At 32.3% G+C, this 18,822-nt stretch carries 17 protein-coding genes, 2 tRNA genes, 1 other RNA gene and 1 riboswitch; of the genes, 19 read left to right on the top strand and 1 reads right to left on the bottom strand.

Features of this window, described 5'->3' with window-relative positions:
- Positions 1-101 precede the first annotated feature (101 nt).
- The 19 genes from glnA (at position 102) to N4A68_02905 (ending at position 17,034) form a co-directional block, all read left to right on the top strand.
- Entirely contained in the window at positions 102-1,427 is a 1,326-nt protein-coding gene (glnA, locus tag N4A68_02995) for a type I glutamate--ammonia ligase (protein ID MCT4563281.1), read from the top strand.
- A gap of 165 nt (positions 1,428-1,592) precedes the next feature.
- The gene (locus N4A68_02990) at positions 1,593-2,189 is read left to right on the top strand and encodes an ANTAR domain-containing protein (protein MCT4563280.1); all 597 of its coding nucleotides are present in this window, start codon (positions 1,593-1,595) and stop codon (positions 2,187-2,189) included.
- Positions 2,190-2,453: 264 nt separating this feature from the next.
- Positions 2,454-3,251 carry a lipid II flippase Amj family protein gene (locus tag N4A68_02985; GenBank protein MCT4563279.1) on the top strand — a complete coding sequence of 266 codons (798 nt, stop codon included), beginning with the start codon at positions 2,454-2,456 and terminating at the stop codon, positions 3,249-3,251.
- Between the two features lie 326 nt (positions 3,252-3,577).
- Positions 3,578-4,213 (top strand): HAD family hydrolase, encoded by a 636-nt coding sequence (locus N4A68_02980; protein ID MCT4563278.1) that lies wholly within the window; start codon positions 3,578-3,580, stop codon positions 4,211-4,213.
- An 81-nt stretch (positions 4,214-4,294) separates the two neighbouring features.
- A complete protein-coding gene (locus N4A68_02975; protein ID MCT4563277.1) occupies positions 4,295-4,849 on the top strand; it encodes a hypothetical protein in 555 nt (184 codons plus the stop codon).
- A gap of 276 nt (positions 4,850-5,125) precedes the next feature.
- Positions 5,126-5,797 (top strand): M1 family aminopeptidase, encoded by a 672-nt coding sequence (locus N4A68_02970; GenBank protein ID MCT4563276.1) that lies wholly within the window; start codon positions 5,126-5,128, stop codon positions 5,795-5,797.
- 209 nt (positions 5,798-6,006) lie between these two features.
- Entirely contained in the window at positions 6,007-6,141 is a 135-nt protein-coding gene (locus N4A68_02965) for a hypothetical protein (GenBank protein ID MCT4563275.1), read from the top strand.
- Positions 6,142-6,290: 149 nt separating this feature from the next.
- Positions 6,291-6,367, top strand: a tRNA-Arg gene (locus N4A68_02960).
- Between the two features lie 23 nt (positions 6,368-6,390).
- Complete coding sequence (gene tadA, locus N4A68_02955) at positions 6,391-6,840, top strand: tRNA adenosine(34) deaminase TadA (GenBank protein MCT4563274.1); 450 nt, start codon at positions 6,391-6,393, stop codon at positions 6,838-6,840.
- 4 nt (positions 6,841-6,844) lie between these two features.
- Positions 6,845-6,933, top strand: a tRNA-Ser gene (locus N4A68_02950).
- 68 nt (positions 6,934-7,001) lie between these two features.
- An RNA gene (gene ffs, locus N4A68_02945) (signal recognition particle sRNA large type) lies at positions 7,002-7,267 on the top strand.
- A 342-nt stretch (positions 7,268-7,609) separates the two neighbouring features.
- Positions 7,610-10,243, top strand: a complete 2,634-nt coding sequence (locus tag N4A68_02940) for a PAS domain S-box protein (GenBank protein MCT4563273.1) — start codon at positions 7,610-7,612, stop codon at positions 10,241-10,243.
- An 83-nt stretch (positions 10,244-10,326) separates the two neighbouring features.
- Positions 10,327-12,030: a DNA polymerase III subunit gamma/tau gene (gene dnaX / locus N4A68_02935; protein ID MCT4563272.1), complete on the top strand. Its 1,704-nt coding sequence runs from the start codon at positions 10,327-10,329 to the stop codon at positions 12,028-12,030.
- A gap of 71 nt (positions 12,031-12,101) precedes the next feature.
- A complete protein-coding gene (locus N4A68_02930; GenBank protein ID MCT4563271.1) occupies positions 12,102-12,440 on the top strand; it encodes a YbaB/EbfC family nucleoid-associated protein in 339 nt (112 codons plus the stop codon).
- A 114-nt stretch (positions 12,441-12,554) separates the two neighbouring features.
- Positions 12,555-13,154: a recombination mediator RecR gene (gene recR / locus N4A68_02925; protein MCT4563270.1), complete on the top strand. Its 600-nt coding sequence runs from the start codon at positions 12,555-12,557 to the stop codon at positions 13,152-13,154.
- Between the two features lie 397 nt (positions 13,155-13,551).
- Positions 13,552-13,641, top strand: a riboswitch (cyclic di-GMP riboswitch).
- A 115-nt stretch (positions 13,642-13,756) separates the two neighbouring features.
- On the top strand, positions 13,757-14,968 hold the full coding sequence (locus tag N4A68_02920) for a diguanylate cyclase (protein MCT4563269.1): 1,212 nt from the start codon (positions 13,757-13,759) through the stop codon (positions 14,966-14,968).
- Between the two features lie 217 nt (positions 14,969-15,185).
- Positions 15,186-15,485, top strand: coding sequence for a YaaL family protein (locus N4A68_02915; GenBank protein ID MCT4563268.1), 300 nt, complete (start codon positions 15,186-15,188; stop codon positions 15,483-15,485).
- Positions 15,486-15,997: 512 nt separating this feature from the next.
- A complete protein-coding gene (locus tag N4A68_02910) occupies positions 15,998-16,264 on the top strand; it encodes a pro-sigmaK processing inhibitor BofA family protein (protein ID MCT4563267.1) in 267 nt (88 codons plus the stop codon).
- Between the two features lie 152 nt (positions 16,265-16,416).
- Complete coding sequence (locus tag N4A68_02905) at positions 16,417-17,034, top strand: 50S ribosomal protein L25 (GenBank protein ID MCT4563266.1); 618 nt, start codon at positions 16,417-16,419, stop codon at positions 17,032-17,034.
- Positions 17,035-17,154: 120 nt separating this feature from the next.
- Here the strand turns inward: N4A68_02905 and N4A68_02900 are convergent, their stop codons facing one another.
- Positions 17,155-18,333, bottom strand: coding sequence for a pyridoxal phosphate-dependent aminotransferase (locus N4A68_02900; protein MCT4563265.1), 1,179 nt, complete (start codon positions 18,331-18,333; stop codon positions 17,155-17,157).
- Positions 18,334-18,822: the final 489 nt, after the last annotated feature.

The following is an 18,822-nucleotide window of genomic DNA, read 5'->3' as shown; positions in this document are numbered from 1 at the left end:
TTGGGCAATGGCGTCCACAGCTAAGGGTTATATACCCCTTGTTTGTGGTCGTTTTTTTATTTGAGAAAATTAAAAATGAATAATATAAGGAGGACTTTATTATGAGCAATAAAGGAGAAATTTTAAAAAAAGCTAAGGAATTGGAAGTGGAGTTTATTCATTTGCAGTTTACTGACATCATGGGAGTAATGAAGAATGTGTCAATAACCATTGAGCAATTGGAAAAAGCATTAGATAATGAAATAATGTTTGATGGGTCTTCAATCGATGGTTTTGTAAGAATAGAAGAATCCGATATGTATCTAAGACCTGATTTATCAACCTTTGTAGTATTACCATGGGCTAGTCATCCCAAAGAAGCTAGATTAATATGTGATGTATATAAGTCTGACGGTACACCATTTGATGGTTGCCCAAGAAACGTATTGAAAAAAGTATTAAAGGAGGCAGCTGATCTTGGGTATATTCTTAATGTTGGTCCGGAATGTGAGTTTTTCCTATTCCATACCGACGAGAAGGGTGAACCATCCCTTGAAACCCATGACAATGCTGGATATTTTGATTTAGCACCTGTAGATTTAGGGGGAAATGCCAGAAAGGATATGACCATAGTTCTAAAACAAATGGGATATGAGATAGAAGCATCCCATCATGAAGTAGCACCAGGGCAACATGAAATTGACTTCAAATATGCAGATGCACTAGCTACAGCAGATAATGTTATGACATTTAAAATGGTTGTAAGAATTATTGCTCAAAGACATGGACTTCATGCTACCTTCATGCCAAAACCCAAATTTGGAATAAATGGTTCCGGAATGCATATAAATATGTCACTTGCAACATTAGATGGAAAGAATGCTTTCTATGATGAAAATAATAATCTCAAGCTATCTGAGACAGCATATAACTTCTTAGGAGGAGTAATAAAGCATGCAAAGGGATTTGCCGCAGTAACAAACCCAACGGTAAACTCATATAAGAGACTTGTTCCAGGATATGAAGCACCTGTACTTATTGCTTGGTCAGCAAGTAACAGAAGCCCATTAATCAGGGTACCTGCTAAGAGAGGAAACTCAACTAGAATAGAACTCAGAAACCCAGACCCATCGGCTAATCCATATCTGGCATTGGCAGCTATACTAAAGTCAGGGTTAGATGGCATTAAAAATAAAATTGAAGCACCCAAGCCAGTTATTAGCAATGTTTATCATATGGATGCACTGGAGATGAAGGAAAAAGGTATTGAAAGCCTTCCAGCAAACCTATATGAGGCTGTACAGGAGCTTTCTAAGGATGAAGTTGTTAAGGAAGCACTTGGAGGCCATGTATCTAAAAAGTTTGTTAATGCCGCATTATATGAGTGGAATGAATATTCAAAATATGTTTCCCAGTGGGAGTTAGACAGATATTTAAGAAAATTCTAAAAAATAGATATATTATGAAGTGAAATATTCTATAATAGAAGTAGGCTAAGTAATACATGGGACGTATATAATATAATAAAAAACTAGTAAGAGTGCCTTAATAGGTACTCTTACTAGTTATTGGGGCTAAAAAAGAAGATTTCAAGTGGGATTTGGAGTGGTGTAATGAATAAGTATAATATTTTAGTTGCAGATAGTAGTGAAACATCTAGGAAAAAAATCTGTAATTTATTGATTAAAAAAGGATATAAAATATTTCAAGCTACTGATGGTGCAGGAGCTATAAGAATGTGCAGAAGCGTTTTTCCAAATCTGGTCATAATGGACATGAATCTATGGGGAATGTCAGCCTATGAAGTGGCTCATATAATAGAAGATAATAAACTTTCCAATGTTATTTTTATTACCAATAGTCCAAATAAAGCTTTCTATGAAAAATTAAGAGAAATGAATATATTTGCTTATATTATGAAACCAATTAATCCAGATCAGTTTTATCAAATGATAGAGTTTTCGATTATGAATTCAAATAAGATTAATTCCCTAAAGAAAAAGGTGGAAAAACTTGAAGAAACTTTAGAAAGTAGAAAAAAACTTGATAGAGCAAAGGGGATTTTAATGAAGCAATTTAACGTCAATGAAGATGAGGCCTATAAAATGTTAAGAAAAAAAAGCATGGACACATGTAGAGCCATGTCGGAAACAGCTAAAGAAATTATTGATAATTATAAATTGAGCAAATTGCATAATTACTTTCTATAAAAACCATCTACTACATGTAGTTTTAAAATCCCTAAAGTTATACCATCAAATATGCTTGTATCTTAAATAATTAAATTAAGGATGATATTCTCATATTAGGTTTAGCCAAGTAAGAGTTATGCAATTTCCTCAATGTTAAAAAGGATTTGAATTAGAATAGAAATTCGGCACTTAATGCTCCGAATTTTTATTTTTAATAAAGGGCTTTTTAGGATAATATAGAATATAATTGACTATATAATTATTAAACCCTGGAGGAAAATCATGATAATAAAAACCGAATTGTTTTGGGGATTAATATTTCTTACTATAATTATTCATCTTGTAGACACTATGTCATACTCCGTAAGATTAAATTCTGTAAAAAGTGGCAACTTTGCTTTGTCCCTTTCATTGTTTAACTTGATAGTTCTAGTTTCAAGAACTGCAAATACCTTTCAGGGGCCATTGATTGGCAAAATGATTGATAATAGTATCAAGATGAGCTATGATCCTATTGTACATGTTAGACAGGTTGTTTTTGCTACTACCCTAGGAACTGTATTAGGTATTGTACTTATACCAACATTCTTAAAGATATTTGCTAAAGCTGTATCAAAGCTTGAGGCTACGGGGTCAGTACCGGGATTAGTTGTTCAATCCCTTAGTAGAGGAAATATTAAGCGTATAGCTAAAAGTGTAACTAGACCAAAAAAAGGAATGTTAAAGGGCTTGGGATTTAAGGATATACCCAAAGGATTATTGTTACTGAACGTTCTTATAACGGGAGTATATACCATTGGGGTATTGTCGGCATATTATTCTGCTATCTATGTTCCTGAAAATAGACTTGCAGCTTCTGCATCCTCTGGGATGATTAATGGTATTGCAAGTATTTTATTAACATTATTTATAGATCCAAAGGCAGCCTTAATAACCGATGAAGCATACAGAGGGAAAAGAGAGTATAAGGATGTAAAGGCCTTAGTTGTGATGCTAATAGGAACCAAGCTAATAGGTACTTTATTAGGGCAGATATTACTTGTGCCAGCTGCAAAACTTATAGCATTTTTTTATAGTTAGACATAGATAAATAAACATATATATCAGTTCAAGTCAAAATTTAGTAGTGGAGAAGTCACATATATTTTCTTCCAGTTCCTCCTATAAACCAGTTTCTCATCTAAATATAGAAAGGACAAAACTGCTTTATAAAGGGAACTTCCATAAAATACATGTGTCTTCTCTAGCGAGATGTGTTTTTAGAGGATTCGTATATTTAAGGATTGTCTTTTTCTTTTTTGGAATACTTGAAAATTTATAGGATTTTCGTAGTAGGAGTATTATGGTAAAATATAGAATTAGGAAGGTTGTTGTTTTTAACACAGAAAATGGGGGGACTATATAGTATGTATGAATGCATTGTTTTTGACGTAGATGGTACATTATTAAACACTGAAAAGGCAGTAATAGGATCGTTACAAAGGATGTTAAGGGTTGACTTCGGTAAGGAGTTTGATGAAGATGCACTAGCATTTACCTTTGGAATACCTGGAGAAAGGGCATTAAACCAATTGGGAATAGTTGATATAGATAGGGCTATGGAAAGATGGGCTATTCATATAAGCGACTTCTTAAAGTGTATAGAGCCCTTTAGTGGAATAGAAGAAACTATCCAGACCTTAGATGAAATAGAGGTCAAGCTGGGTATAGTTACATCTAGGAATAGTAAAGAAATTGAAAATGATTTAGCATTATGTAAGTTAATTAATCATTTTCCATGGGTTATTAGTGCTGATGATACCATAAAACATAAACCCGATCCACAGCCTTTATTAAAATTTTTAGAAATAACCGATACAGACCCATCAAAGACTATTTATATAGGGGATACAACCTATGATTATAGATGTGCTGAAGGTGCCGGAATAGATTTTGGGCTGGCACTATGGGGAGCTAAGGATTCTGAAGGAATAAAGGCTAAATATGAATTTAAGCATCCGAGTGATATCCTTAGTATTCTAAGTTCAGCACAAACAATTTAAAGGTCATTCTATAACAAAAAATGCTCAGAACTGGTCAAATAAATATAAGCACCATAAAATTCCTTAAAGGATTGATTTAAAATGATAAGTAAATTTAAAAATATGCTTTTAGTTTTTGTAGTTTTTTTATTGATGCTTACGGGGTGCCTAGCAGAAGAAAAGAAAAACAATCAATCTCTGGATAAAGTAAATGACAGGGCTCAAAAAAAGGTTTTGAATGATATTAATCAATATGATATTGATGTTGACTTCAATCCCGAAGAAAAGATTATCAAAGGGAACCAAAGAGTTACATATATAAACAATGAAGAGGCTTCAATAGATAAGGTTTATTTTCACTTGTACCCCAATGCCTTTAGGAAAAAGGAAACGGCACCCTTTTTATTTGACGATTTTATAAATGCATATCCTAGGGGTTTTGCTGAAGGATATATAGATATTGAAGAAGTATATATAGATGGGAAAAATGCATCATATAGTATTGGAAAAGCTGGAGATACCATAATGGAAGTAAACTTACCCCATGGATTAAGTGCAGGAAAGAAGATATCCATAGATATGAAGTATACCATAAAGCTTCCTCCTGCCAGTGAAAGATTTGGATATGGAAATGATACCTTTAATTTAGGTAATTAGTATCCTGTAGCCGCTGTATATGACGATTCTGGATGGAATATTGATCCCTATTATCCCATTGGAGATCCTTTCTACTCAGATATCAGCAATTACAGTGTTACTATTAAGGCACCCAAGGACTTTGTCATAGCGTCTACTGGAAATATCTTAGACTCTAAAATAATAGGTGATGTCAGACAGTGGGAAATAGAAGCAGATGCCTTTAGAGATTTCGCATGGGTAGCAAGTAAAAAATTTAAAATTTTAGAAAAAGAAATAGATGAAACGATTATAAAGATGTACTTTATCGATGATGGTATGTTAAATGAAGACATAAAGAATAGTGCCTTGAAATTCGCCGAAAATTCAATTGGAACCTTCAATAAGGTTTTCGGTAAGTATCCCTATAAAGAATACTGTGTAGTTCAGACTGATTTTCCAAGCGGTATGGAGTATCCAGGAATAGTATTTATAGGAAGCCAATATTATGATAGAGCCTTCATTAAATATCTTGAAATCCTTATCGCCCACGAAACTGCCCATCAATGGTGGTATGGAGTAGTCGGAAATGATCAAATAGATCAAGCTTGGCTCGATGAAAGCTTTGCTTCATATTCCGAGGTCATATATTTTTCAGAGAATTATGGACGGGGGTCGGGAGAAAAATATCATAAATCCCAAAATCAAGAAGTCTTTGATAAGGCTAATTTTTTAGACGATGAGGTAATATTAAAAAATCTAAATAATTTTAGGGATTGGAATGAATACAGTTTGTTAGTATATACAAAGGGAGCTATATTTTTGGATGATATTAAGAATAGGTATGGAAAAGAAGTATTTTATAAAATTTTAAAAATATATTATAATAGATATAAATTTAAGATTGCAAATACTGACGACTTTCTAAATGTATGTGAAGAAGTTACCGGTGAAGAGCTAGATAGTTATTTTGAAAAATGGCTTGAATAAATGCAGTAAAGGATAGGTACTTTAATCATAAGGCTATTAAGAGGGGGCAAGTCAATATGGATGTAAAAATAGATGACAAGGTTAAGGATTATCTAAAAAGCAAGAATAAAGATGTCATAAAAATAGATTCCAGTGTGCAAGGATGTTGAGTCAAAGTACCAGTTCCATACGTGACTATGGAGTATCCCCAGAATAATGATAATTATATAATGCTTGAAAATGATGGAATAAAAGTATATATAAATAAGAATATTAAAGCTAAGAATAATCTGTTAACCCTAAGACTTTCAGGGTTTTTGATGTTTAAATCAATAGAAGCATATGGAATAGATATGGATTTTTAGGAGGACTTAAGGGCTAAAGCCCATGAAAAAATGAATAAAAAAGACTTTGTATTGCATAATATTAACATATATTGAAAAAAATATATTTGCAATGAAGGGTTTTTTGTGATATTATATTCTCTGCTGATAGTTTTACACATCAAATTTATGCACCTGTAGCTCAGTAGGATAGAGCAGTGGTTTCCTAAACCGCGTGCCGGGGGTTCGAATCCTCTCAGGTGCACCATTTTATTCAGATAAAGGTGAAAAATGAAAGAGTTTTTTATGCAGGAAGCCTTGAAAGAGGCGAGAAAAGCCTTTGAACTTAAAGAAATCCCCATAGGAGCAGTAATTGTCAGAGATAATGAAATAATCTCAAGGGCACATAATTTAAGGGAAAGTACAAAAGACCCCACTGCCCATGCAGAAATTATTGCTATTAGAAAAGCCTCACAGGTTCTAGGGGGATGGCGGTTGACAAACTGTGATTTATATGTTACCATAGAACCCTGTCCCATGTGTGCTGGGGCTATAGTTATGGCTAGAATTGATAGACTTTTCATTGGGTCTATGGATTCCAAGGGTGGAGCGGTCGGATCATTATTCAATATAGTTGATGATGATAGATTAAACCATAAAGCCGAAGTTGTATATGATGTTTTAAGGGATGAATGCTCAAGTATAATGAAAGAATTTTTTAGAAGCTTAAGAAATAAATAGCCTTGGAGAGATGTCCGAGTTGGCTAAGGGGCACGCCTGGAAAGCGTGTAAGGCCGCAAGGCCCCGCGGGTTCGAGTCCCGCTCTCTCCGCCAGTTAAGATAATTACTTTCTTCTTTAATTAAAAGAACGTAATTGTCTATTAAAAAGTTTATAAAGTTTGTCGTGCTAGATGGGGAGGTAGCGGTGCCCTGTAACCTGCAACCCGCTATAGCAGGATTGAATTCTTATCGGAGGCATGATGTTTGTAGAGTCTGCCCTAAGTAAGTGGTGAGGATAATTGGGTCCTACGCAACGAGAACTTATGAACCCCGCCAGGTCCGGAAGGAAGCAACGGTAAGTAAGCCCTTTCGTGTGCCGTGGGGGTGCCTGGTTTGAGCTAACTGCTTAGGTTACGTCTATGGTGTTATGTCGATGATAGGTGCACGACTTATAATATTTGCCAAAGGCAAATAAACCAACTTTTAATATATAAGCATGTGGTATATCCACATGCTTTTTTATATTTCAATTTTGAAAAAGGCTCAGAGCTATAGGGTTTTCATAATATAAGTTAAAGTCTATACTAAAAGCCTTATATGAAGTTTTATTAAACGATAAAGATAGATAAAATGATACATAATATGACAAACGTGATATAATAAGATAATCTTACTAAGCTTATTTGTTCCAGCCCATGGGCTTATATATCTTAGAATGAAGAATATGTAAGGATAAGCAACTTTAAGTTTTCTATAATAAAGTGGGTCTGGTATACATGGAGGGCTACGGATGTTTTTTAAGAGAAGCTTTAAAAATAGGATAACTATTATATTCTTGGTTGTTGTAATCATACCCTTGACTTTTTTGGGTTTAATTACTTATAGGAACATATACAAATATTTAATATCACAACAAAATCAAAAAACACTGGAACGCATTATTAATGATACTAATCTACTAAACTCATCATTTGACAGTAAAATCAATATACTACAATCCCTGTCATTGTCCCTCGGATATCAAATAATGGATTCCAAAGATGAAGTTTATATTAGCAGGTATTTAGAGCAACAAAAAAGAACCATAGGTCAAGGATTTTCAGTTATATATGTTACTGATGAAGCCGGAAAAATGTATGATGCTAATTTTTGGTATGAAAATTTTAGGCATATAGATTTTAGAGAAATGGAATGGTATCAAGGCCCAAAAACAACAAAGGGCATATATTTTTGTAATCCATATCAAGATATAGCTACAAACCATAACATTATAACTATATCTATGCCCATATATGATAAAAAAGGTGAGTTTTTAGGAGTACTAGGTGCAGATTATTTGATGGAAAATATAATACATCAGATTAATAATATAAATATGAGCCATGACACCTTCCACATAATAATAGATGATGATAATAATGTGGTTTATAGCCAGGATAGATTAAATAGCATAGATTATAAAAAATTTATTCAAGAGCCTCAAAAACTTGTGGAGATGGAATGTTCAGAAAAGAAAATTATAGGTACATATACAAGATTAGATAGTATAAATATGGGAGTTATAACCTTTCAAGATATACAGGATCATTATAAGTACATAAATGAGATTAAATATTTCTTTATTTTTATATACATAATGATGATAATGCTTATAGTCTTTTCTATAATGTATATATCTGAAAAACTTGCTAGACCTGTTATGCAATTAAAACAAGGGGTTAGAAGAATAGTAGATGGAGACTATGATACCAGTCTTCCCATTCCAAATGATGAGGATTTTGCAGAATTGGTAGAATCCTTTAACTCAATGGCTATAACCATAAAAGATAGCTATGAAAGCTTATCTACACAATCTATGGATTTAACTTTGAAAAATCAATTATTACAGGAAACATATACTGAACTAGAACAGTCCTACGGACGGCTTCAATCCACAACAGAGCAATTAAACTATTCTGAGATAAAATATAGAACTCTTATAGAGAATATATCGGATTTAATTTGGGTACTAGATGAAAATGGTAAAATTACATATATAAATCGAAGGGTCAAGGAAATATTAGGATATGAGCGAGAAGAAGTATTAGGAAAGCATATATCCACAATAATGTCTTCTGTCCATGAGTATGAGGATTATGAAGACATAATAAATCAATTTTATGAGAAGGATACTAAAAGTATAGATTTATGGTTATTAAAGGCCGATGGGGAAGAGAAAATAGTTCTTTCATCAAGCGTTAATAGGATATTTAATAATGATAAGATTGTGGCCATTCAAGGTATTGGTAGAGATGTCACAGAAAAAATAAGGCTGCAGGATAAAATTCTAAGAAAAAATAAAGAATTGGTAACTTTAAATAGTATTAGTAATATTCTTAATTCTAGAATAGAAATGGATGATTTGCTAAGAACCGTAGTAGATAAGATACATGAGCTACTTAAGACAGAAATATGTAGTATCAGATTATTAGATGGGGATTGGTTAAAGCTTAAAGCCATTTCTGGTAAATTGAAAAAGCATATATATAAAGATTCCATAAATATACATAAGGCTATTGTGGGAAGGGCAGTGCTAGAGAAAAAGAGCATCTTCCTAAGAAATGTGAAAGAAAGTGACGTGTATTATAATGATAAAATCTTTAAGCTAAATCAAAATTTAGCTAAGCTACTATTTATACCTCTTATACTAGATAATGAGACCATAGGTGTGTTAAGTGTGGGTTTTTTGCGGGAAGTGGATGAGGTAGAAATAGAGATATTAAAGGCTTTTTCCAATCATGCGGCCATTGCAATAGAAAAAGCAAAACTATATCAAGATCTAAAGGACTCGTATGTTAAAACCATAAGAACCTTAGCAACTGCTGTTGAAGCTAAGGACTCATATACGGAAGGTCATTCTACTAGAGTTGCTAGATATTCTACCCTTATTGCAACGCAGCTTGGATTAGAGCAAAAAGAAATAGAAGAAATATATATATCGGGAATACTTCATGATATAGGAAAAATAGGTATCGATGATGCCATATTGACTAAACCGGGAAGGTTAACGGAAGAAGAATACTTAGCCATTACTAAGCATCCTGCCATAGGCCAGAAAATACTTAGCCATATAGGGTTACCTGAAAGTATTTTAAATGGAGTACTGCTTCACCATAAAAGGTATGATTTACTAGGATATCCAAAGGATGTACAGGTTGACGTACTGCCTATAGAAGCTTGCATAATAGGAGCAGCTGATGCCTTTGATGCTATCACTACAAATAGGTCCTATAGTAGTGCTAGATCCATGGAAGATGCAATAAAAGAACTTCAAAATAATAAAGGAACTCAATTCTGTCCCAAGATAGTTGATGCTTTAGAACAGGTATATGTAAATAATAAAGAAGAAATCAAAGAAATTATTAATTCATCTAATATAGACTAGCCGGTGTTTTATTAAATTGCCGGTTATTTTATGGTATAATTAAAAGACATTATTTACAATTATAATTGAAGGTGATGAAATAAATGGGCTATACAGCGTTATATAGAAAATGGAGACCTATGGTTTTTGGAGATGTATATGGACAATCTCATATAACTATGACTTTAAAAAATCAAATCAAAAACGATAATATTGCCCATGCGTATCTTTTTTGTGGCACTAGGGGAACGGGTAAGACTTCTACGGCTAAAATCTTTGCTAGAGCCATAAATTGTTCTTCACCCAGGGATTTAGATCCATGTAATGAATGTGATGTTTGTAGGGGAATACTAAATGAAAGTATAATGGATGTTATTGAGATAGATGCAGCATCTAATAATGGAGTTGACAATATAAGAGAGCTTAGAGAGAATGTAAAATATCCACCATCTAAGGCAAAATACAAGGTATATATTATTGATGAGGTTCATATGCTATCTCAAGGTGCCTTTAATGCATTACTGAAGACCTTAGAGGAACCCCCAAGCTATGTGATATTTGTACTAGCTACCACAGAACCCCAGAAAATACCTTCAACCATTCTCTCGAGATGTCAAAGATTTGATTTTAAGCGGGTGGCCTTTGAAGAAATTTTTAAAAGAGCAAAATATATATGTACCGAGATGGATATTGAGATTGAAGACGAGGCCCTTAATCTTATAGTTAGAAATTCCGATGGAGCAGTAAGGGACGCACTGAGTATACTCGATCAATGTATATCCTTTTCAGAGGGAAAGCTTACCTATGAAAAAGCCATAGAAACTTTAGGAATAGTTACCGATGAATTCCTTTTTAAACTAGCTGACTCTATATATGAAGAAGATTCAAAAAAAGCAATGCAGTTAATAGACGAATTAGTTAATAGCGGAAAGGATATTAGTCAGTTTATAAAGGATTTCATAAATCATTTCAGAAATCTAATGATGACTAAAATGACTGAAAGTATAGAAGAAGTAATCGATATGTCAAAGGAGAATATCCAGCGGCTTCAAATACAAGGTGAAAAATTTCAATTAAATACTATAATAAGAGTAATAAATGTATTGTCTCAAACCGAAGCAGAAATAAAATGGTCTAGTCAGCCAAGGGTACTATTGGAGTTGGCTGTTGTTAAACTCATACAGCCAAGTCTTGATCATTCTATGGAGGGCTTGGTAGATAGAATAAGTAAATTAGAGAACAAGCTTAATAATTTTAGGTTTGAAAGCAATAAGGAAAACAACAGCTTGCCTATACAAAATAATATAAAACCTAAAGCAGTAAGTAAAAATAAAACAAATAGAAGTAGTGATGAAAGAAACAGTGGGCAAAGGGCAAGCAATAATAGGGATGAGAAGGTCAGCCCTCCTCCTATTTCTTATAATAGTAATGTAAATTTTAAAGAAATTCAAGGAAAATGGGATATAATATTAAAAGAAATTAAGAGAAGAAAAGTAGCCATACATGCTGTTTTAATGGAAGGAAAACCCATCAAAACAGAAGAAAATCAGCTAGTGATATCCTTTGGGGATGGATTTTGGTTTCATAAGGATGCTACAAGCAAAAAAGGCAATAGTGATCTTATAGAAAGAGTTATATCAGAAATAACTGGTCAAAAAGTACGATTGAAATGCGTTATGGAGGATGAAATAAAACATAATATAGAAGAAGTCCATGAAGTGGTGCAGGACTCTTCTGAAAAAGAAGAAGAAATTGAAATGGTAAAAGAGTATTTTTCAGATTTTAAGGATAAATTAGAGATAACATAGGAATGCAGTAATATAGTACATTTTTTATGTATGATATAATAAAAAAGAATATATATAATGGAGGTATTGTAATGGCAAAGGGAAGAAAAATGGGTATGCCCGGTAATATGAATAATATGTTAAAACAAGTTCAAAAAATGCAAAAGCAAATGGAGCAAATGCAATCTGAGGTTGAACAAAAAGAATTTGAAGTAACTGCCGGCGGAGGTGCCATAACCGTTAAAGTAAATGGTAAAAAAGAATTGTTGGATATTCAAATAAAGCCTGAAGTAGTAGATCCTGATGACGTAGAAATGCTTCAAGATTTAGTAGTAGCTGCTGTGAATGAGGCTTTAAGAAAAGCCGATGAAATAGTATCTAAAGAAATGGGTAAAGTCACAGGTGGAATGAATATACCAGGGTTATTTTAAAATAGAGCTGTCTCAAAGGACAAATTTGAGCTTAGTCACGGGGTGTTTCAGAATTCTGAGACACCCCTTTAGTCATAAATGCCCAATTGTAATACCATATTTGGAGGTGATTATATGGTCAATTTTGTTGCACCCGTAGCAAAGCTTATTGAAGAGTTTTCAAAATTGCCAGGGATAGGTAGAAAGACTGCACAAAGGTTAGCCTTTCATATATTGAATACTAGAGAAGATGATGCAATACATTTAGCACAAGCCATAATTGAAGCAAAAAGAAAAACTAAGTATTGTTCAATATGCTCCAATATTACCGATATAGATCCCTGCAATATATGTACGAACCCTAAAAGAGATAAAAGGGTCATTTGTGTAGTAGAAGATCCAAGAGACATTGCGGCGATGGAAAGAATACGGGAATATGATGGTCTTTATCATGTATTACATGGAGCGATATCTCCTATGGAGGGAATTGGACCAGAGGATATAAAGATAAAAGAATTACTCATGAGACTCCAGAATAATGATATAGATGAAATAATAATGGCTACCAATCCCAATATAGAAGGGGAAGCTACATCCATGTATATTTCAAAGCTGGTTAAACCTCTAGGGGTTAAGGTAACGAGAATAGCCCACGGTGTTCCTGTGGGTGGAGATCTAGAGTATGCAGATGAAGTGACCCTTGCAAAGGCTTTGGAAGGAAGACGTGAGCTATAAAGTAAATAAACTCCTATAACTGAAAACAAACTTTTATCAAAAACATGATCTTAAAGAACTCGAATATCTTTAAGACCATGTTTTTTCTATTAGAAAATCAAAGGAATACATGGAAGAAGATGTTTGCAGTTATGTTCAGGAACTAGGGTACAAATAAAAAAACAAGTAATTTTGTAATTAAAGAAGGATATATAAAAAAATTATAGAATATTAAAAATATAACAAAAATATGGTAAAAAAGTCCTAAATTCTACAAATTAATAGTTCTATGAACTTATATTTTATAGAGACTCCAGTCAAAACCTTAATTTATACATATCAAAAATTCCCACAAACATGGGATATGCTTGGAACTCTCTATGGAATAAATATAAATTTAAAACTGAATATAACAATCTAAGGAAAATGGCAAACTTGCTGAAAAGCAGGGACGCAAAGTCATGTGTCTAAGGGATTTATGTAGTTCTATGATCGACAGGCTGCCGAATGTTACATTTAATTAATTCATTAATACAAAACACAATGTATTATTATATATTTGGCATCTGTGAAGCCGCAGATGTCGTTTTTTATTGGGAGAGTTTAAAAGGGGATGGGCAAGTATGAAATTTGAAGAAGTCGTTAGGGGGAGTAGACTCTCTAGAGAAGTTGTTTTAGAGATGCAATTAGATGGTGTTATCATAAATAGCAGTTCCAATTGTTTTACGATTCTAGGCTATAAGAAAGAAGAAATGATGGGTCATAAAATTACCGAATTTATGAATGAGGAAATAGATTTAAATTTAATTGTTGGAGGATTAAACGAAGAAAGTCTTGAGATAGTTATAAATAATAAAAGTGGTAATTTGATGTACATGAATGTAAATGTGAATGCTCCACTTAATCAAAGTAAGAGAATAAGCAGCTTGTATTTATGTATGCATGATATTACAAAATATAAAAATATAGAACAAAAAACTAAAAGGTTAATAAAAATAATTGAAGGGTCTAATTATATAATATGTTCATTACAAATATTACCCCATATAAAGCTTAATTATATAAGCCCTGCTATTACCAAAAACCTAGGTTATAGTGTAGAAGAGATTGAGGAGGATCCCATGTTACTTGTTAAAATTGCTCATCCCGATGAGTATGAATTCCATATAAGTAAGGGTAAAGGGAACATAGATTACTATAAAGATTATGAAAAAAGATATAAGCATAAAAATGGAAAATACATATGGTTTGAAGAATATTCAATACCAATATATGATGAAGAAGGGAAATTGATAGGTTTAGAAGGGGTTATAAGAAATATTCAAGAGAGAAAAAAATTAGAAAAGAAGCTAGAGAGATTCAGTTATTATGACTCACTAACTGGAATCTATAATAAAAGATATTTTCATAGAGAAATAGAAAGGCTAAATAATGACATAGATGTGAAATTGGGTATAATCATATGTGATTTAGATAATTTAAAATATGTTAATGATACCTTTGGGCATGCTGAAGGGGATATTGTATTAAAACAAACGGCGCTTTTATTAAGTAAAGCCATTAATGAAAATATGCTAATCGCTAGAATAGGTGGAGATGAATTTGCAATTCTTATAAAGGATTTAAATGAAGAGGAATTTAAAGATATCTATAACAAAACCCAAGAATCAATACTAGATTATAATAAAGACAACTCTAGAATTCCAATACAAATTTCCATGGGGATTGCCTACAATGAAAGCTCAATAGGGTTTACAGAAGAGTTGTTCAGAACTGCAGACAAGAATATGTATCTAAATAAAAGGAATAAGAAAAAGTATAGGAAATTAATATAGATGAGGAAATTGCATAATATATATAGTATAATTTTAGGAATTTCAAAACTATATACAGTGGATAGTTTCCGTGGAAGGTAATTATGTAATTTGATAAGATAAATGATATTGCAAAATGGATAATCTATATGAGATGTTTACTATTTCCCCCTAGGTATATACAATCCAAAATATGGTTAAACTAATTAATAGAAAATATGATTAGGGGGAAGGTAGAATGCCACGGCAATTTAGACAAGATAAGAAAAAAAATAAAGAACAAAGTGGGTTCTTTAATAGCTTAACCAACGTATATGAAAAGTTCATGTACGGAGAAGTAAAAAGTGAAGATGACCAAATGCTTGAAAATATTCGTATGGCACATGATGATTGGAAAAATGCTGAAAAGTTTTTTCAAAATGTAACGGACCCTGATCTGATCGATCATGCCATATTTAGGATAGAAGCTGCAAAAACAAGATATACATACCTATTAAAGCTTGCTAGAGAAATGAATATACATGGAGATATGCATTAGATACTAGCCTTGATAGCTTATTGTTTAAATTAAACAATAAGCTATTTCTATTTAGGGGATTTTTAAAAAAGAGTAATAAGAGTAAGACAAACTTTATATAATATAATATTAATCTACAAAAATTATTAAGCTATAGGGATTTTATTATAGACTTTAACTTATACTATGAAAACCCTATATAGATATTCCAGTTAAACAATTGAGGAAATTGCATAATATATATGGTATAGTTCTTAAGGTTTTTTAACTATATATAGTAGATAGTTTTTGTAGAAGGTAATTATGCAATTTGCTCAATTAATTTATACACATCAAAAATCCCTAGAAACATCGGATATTTTGAGATGTATAAATTAAGTTTAACTTTGGGAAATCTATATAGAAAATTTAGGGTAAATCTTAATTTATACATATTTAGATATCCAATGTTTCTGGGGAGCTTTGCTGTGTATAAATCAAGGTTTTGACTGGAATCTCTATATGTTAATAAATATTGGAGGTCTATTATGGGTATGGGAATAGAGTTAAGTGTCATTTTTGCATATGCCTTGGGACTAATATTATTATATGTTATTGGATATTTATTATTATTTCCTTTTAAGTGGATACTTAAGTTAATATACAATGGAATAATTGGGGGAATTCTACTTGTGGTTGTAAACCTTATAGGAAAATTAATAGGATTTAGTATAGTTATAAATCCCATAACAGCACTTGTGGCCGGATTTTTAGGTTTGCCTGGAGTTATTATGTTAATATTCCTTGAAAAAATAATATAAAAATATAATTGATAGGTGAATTCACCTATTTTTTTTATACATTATCTCTCCATAAAAACTTACCGCTATTTCTTCATGTATTAAGGAGTATAAAACAAAGCGTAGTGGTAATAATGACTAATAAAGATCAACATAAATTTTGGAGGGATTATATGTTAAAGTCATCTATAAATAGTGAGATTAGAAATAGTGTAGGTTCTAATGCGTGTAATAAAGTGAGAGGTATTGGTCATATACCCGCAGTGGTGTATGGACACAATATGGAGCCAAAAACTATTGAATTAGATAGAAATGAAATTAACAATATCTTAAGAAGCTATGGAACAAATGTTTTAGTGGATTTAGAGGTAGGTGGTCAGGTTATAACAACTATGATAAAAGAAGTACAAAAAGATATAATAAACAAAGAAGTTATACACATTGATTTTCAAAGTGTATCATTTGATAAGCCTGTAAATGCTGTTGTTCCCATATCATTGGTTGATAAACAAGATGTAGAGGATATTTATGCTACCATACAGCATCAACTAAGAGAGATTAATATAGAATGCTTACCGCAAAATCTACCGGAGAGTATCGAAGTCAGTGTGAAAGACCTGGTTTTTGGACAGCCGTTGAAGATAGGAGATATAGAATTTGCCACAGAAATTACAGTGTTGAATGATCCAAATGAAGTCATAGTATCATTAGCTAAAGCAGGTAGGCTAGATGATGAAGAAGTTGAAGGACCGCTAATTACAGAAAATACTTTTGAACCTATTGAAGAATAGCAAAAGCATATGCCATCATATACAGTAAATCACCTATAAGAAAGGTCTTATGGGTGATTTACTATTAAGTCCATATTGTTGATAGGAAATTCAAAATTCCCATAGATAATTTAGGTTAAATTATAATGATTGGACAAATTTTGCTAGCCTTTTTATCCCTTCTTCTACATCGTTAATGTCAGCACAATATACAAATCGTACATAATCGTCTATTCCAAAGGCTATTCCTGGTACAATAGCAACCTTATAATCTTCTAAGAATTTCTTGCAAAATTCAACTGAATAACTTCCCTCATATTTTAATTTATCCTTAAAAGCCGAAATGTCTATAAATATATAAAATGCACCTTGGGGATTTATAAAGGAGATGTTATCTATTTTAGAAAGTAAGGAGGTCGATTTATCTCTACGCCCTTTATATATATCAACCATTTTCTTCATTTCATCTTCACAGAGGGTCAAGGCACCATAGGCAGCCCATTGTGAAATAGTAGATGGATGAGAAACTAAATGACCTTGAATAGTAGAAATTGCTTTAGCTATTTCCTTTGAAGAAGCTGAATAACCAATTCTCCAACCTGTCATAGCAGCGGATTTTGATAGTCCATTAATAGTGATGGTAATATCCTTGGCTTCTTTAGATAAAGACGCAATGCTTGTAAATTCATTTGTATAACATATTCTTTCATAAATCTCATCGGCTAATATATAGATATTGTTGTCTAAACAAACCTTTACGATGGCTTTTAACTCATCCTCCGTATATATGGCACCCGTTGGATTAGATGGATTGTTTATTAACAAGAGTTTAGTTTTAGCAGAAATAATATTCCTTAATTCTCCGGCTGTTAATTTAAAATCATTTCTTTTATCAGTATCTACAAGAACTGGAATTCCCCCAGTCATCTTAACCATTTCTGAGTAGCTTACCCAAAAAGGTTTAGGGATTATTACTTCATCTCCTGGATCTAGAAGTGCTATTAATGTATTGGTTATAGAGTGTTTAGCTCCACTTGAAACCACTATTTCATCTAATTCATAGTTTATATTGTTTTCTTTTTCAAGTTTACCTCGAATAGCTTCCCTTAGCTCTTTTAAACCAGGGGCAGCATCGTATTTGGTTTTATTATTATCAATAGCCTCAATCCCCTTGTTTTTAGCTTCCTTTGGAGTGAAAAAATCTGGTTCGCCTATGCTTAAGTTAATTATATTCATACCTTGACTTTTTAACTCACTGACCTTAGTACTTATTTCTATAGTATAAGAAGGGGTTACTTGTTTTAGCTTATTTGACAACATTACAAAATCACTCCTCTGTATAGACATATATGGATTTGAGTAAACCATATATTTAATTTATATTAAAGTAGGTAACTTTGCAATATAACAAAAATTTTTTATGGCTGTAATTAGAGTTATAATAGTTCAAAGTAATAAATATGGATATCTTGCAATAAAACTTGAGTAGGTTAAAGTTCATGAGCGCGTATATAAGAGGAGCTAGAACCCATTGATATTTTAGAACTAATCCTATATAGAAAATAAGAATATATTGGTATTTGACACTACCTATGATTTATGATAAGATAACTATTGTCGCTAACAAAGAGCAGCGAAAAAAATGTCGAAAAAAGTATTGACAAACTTAAACAAAAATGATATTATATTTAAGCGTCGTTGGTGAGAAACGAAGCGAAAAAACTTTGGACATTGAAAACTAAACAGTGTAAGGAATTAAACCTTAGTTTGATAATCAATTCAAACTATAAAGAAACGCCAGTTTTATTT

Source organism: Maledivibacter sp. (assembly GCA_025210375.1).
Lineage (GTDB): Bacteria > Bacillota > Clostridia > Peptostreptococcales > Caminicellaceae > JAOASB01.
The sequence above is the reverse complement of the archived record's forward strand: the minus strand, read 5'-3'. Positions and strand labels throughout refer to the sequence as shown.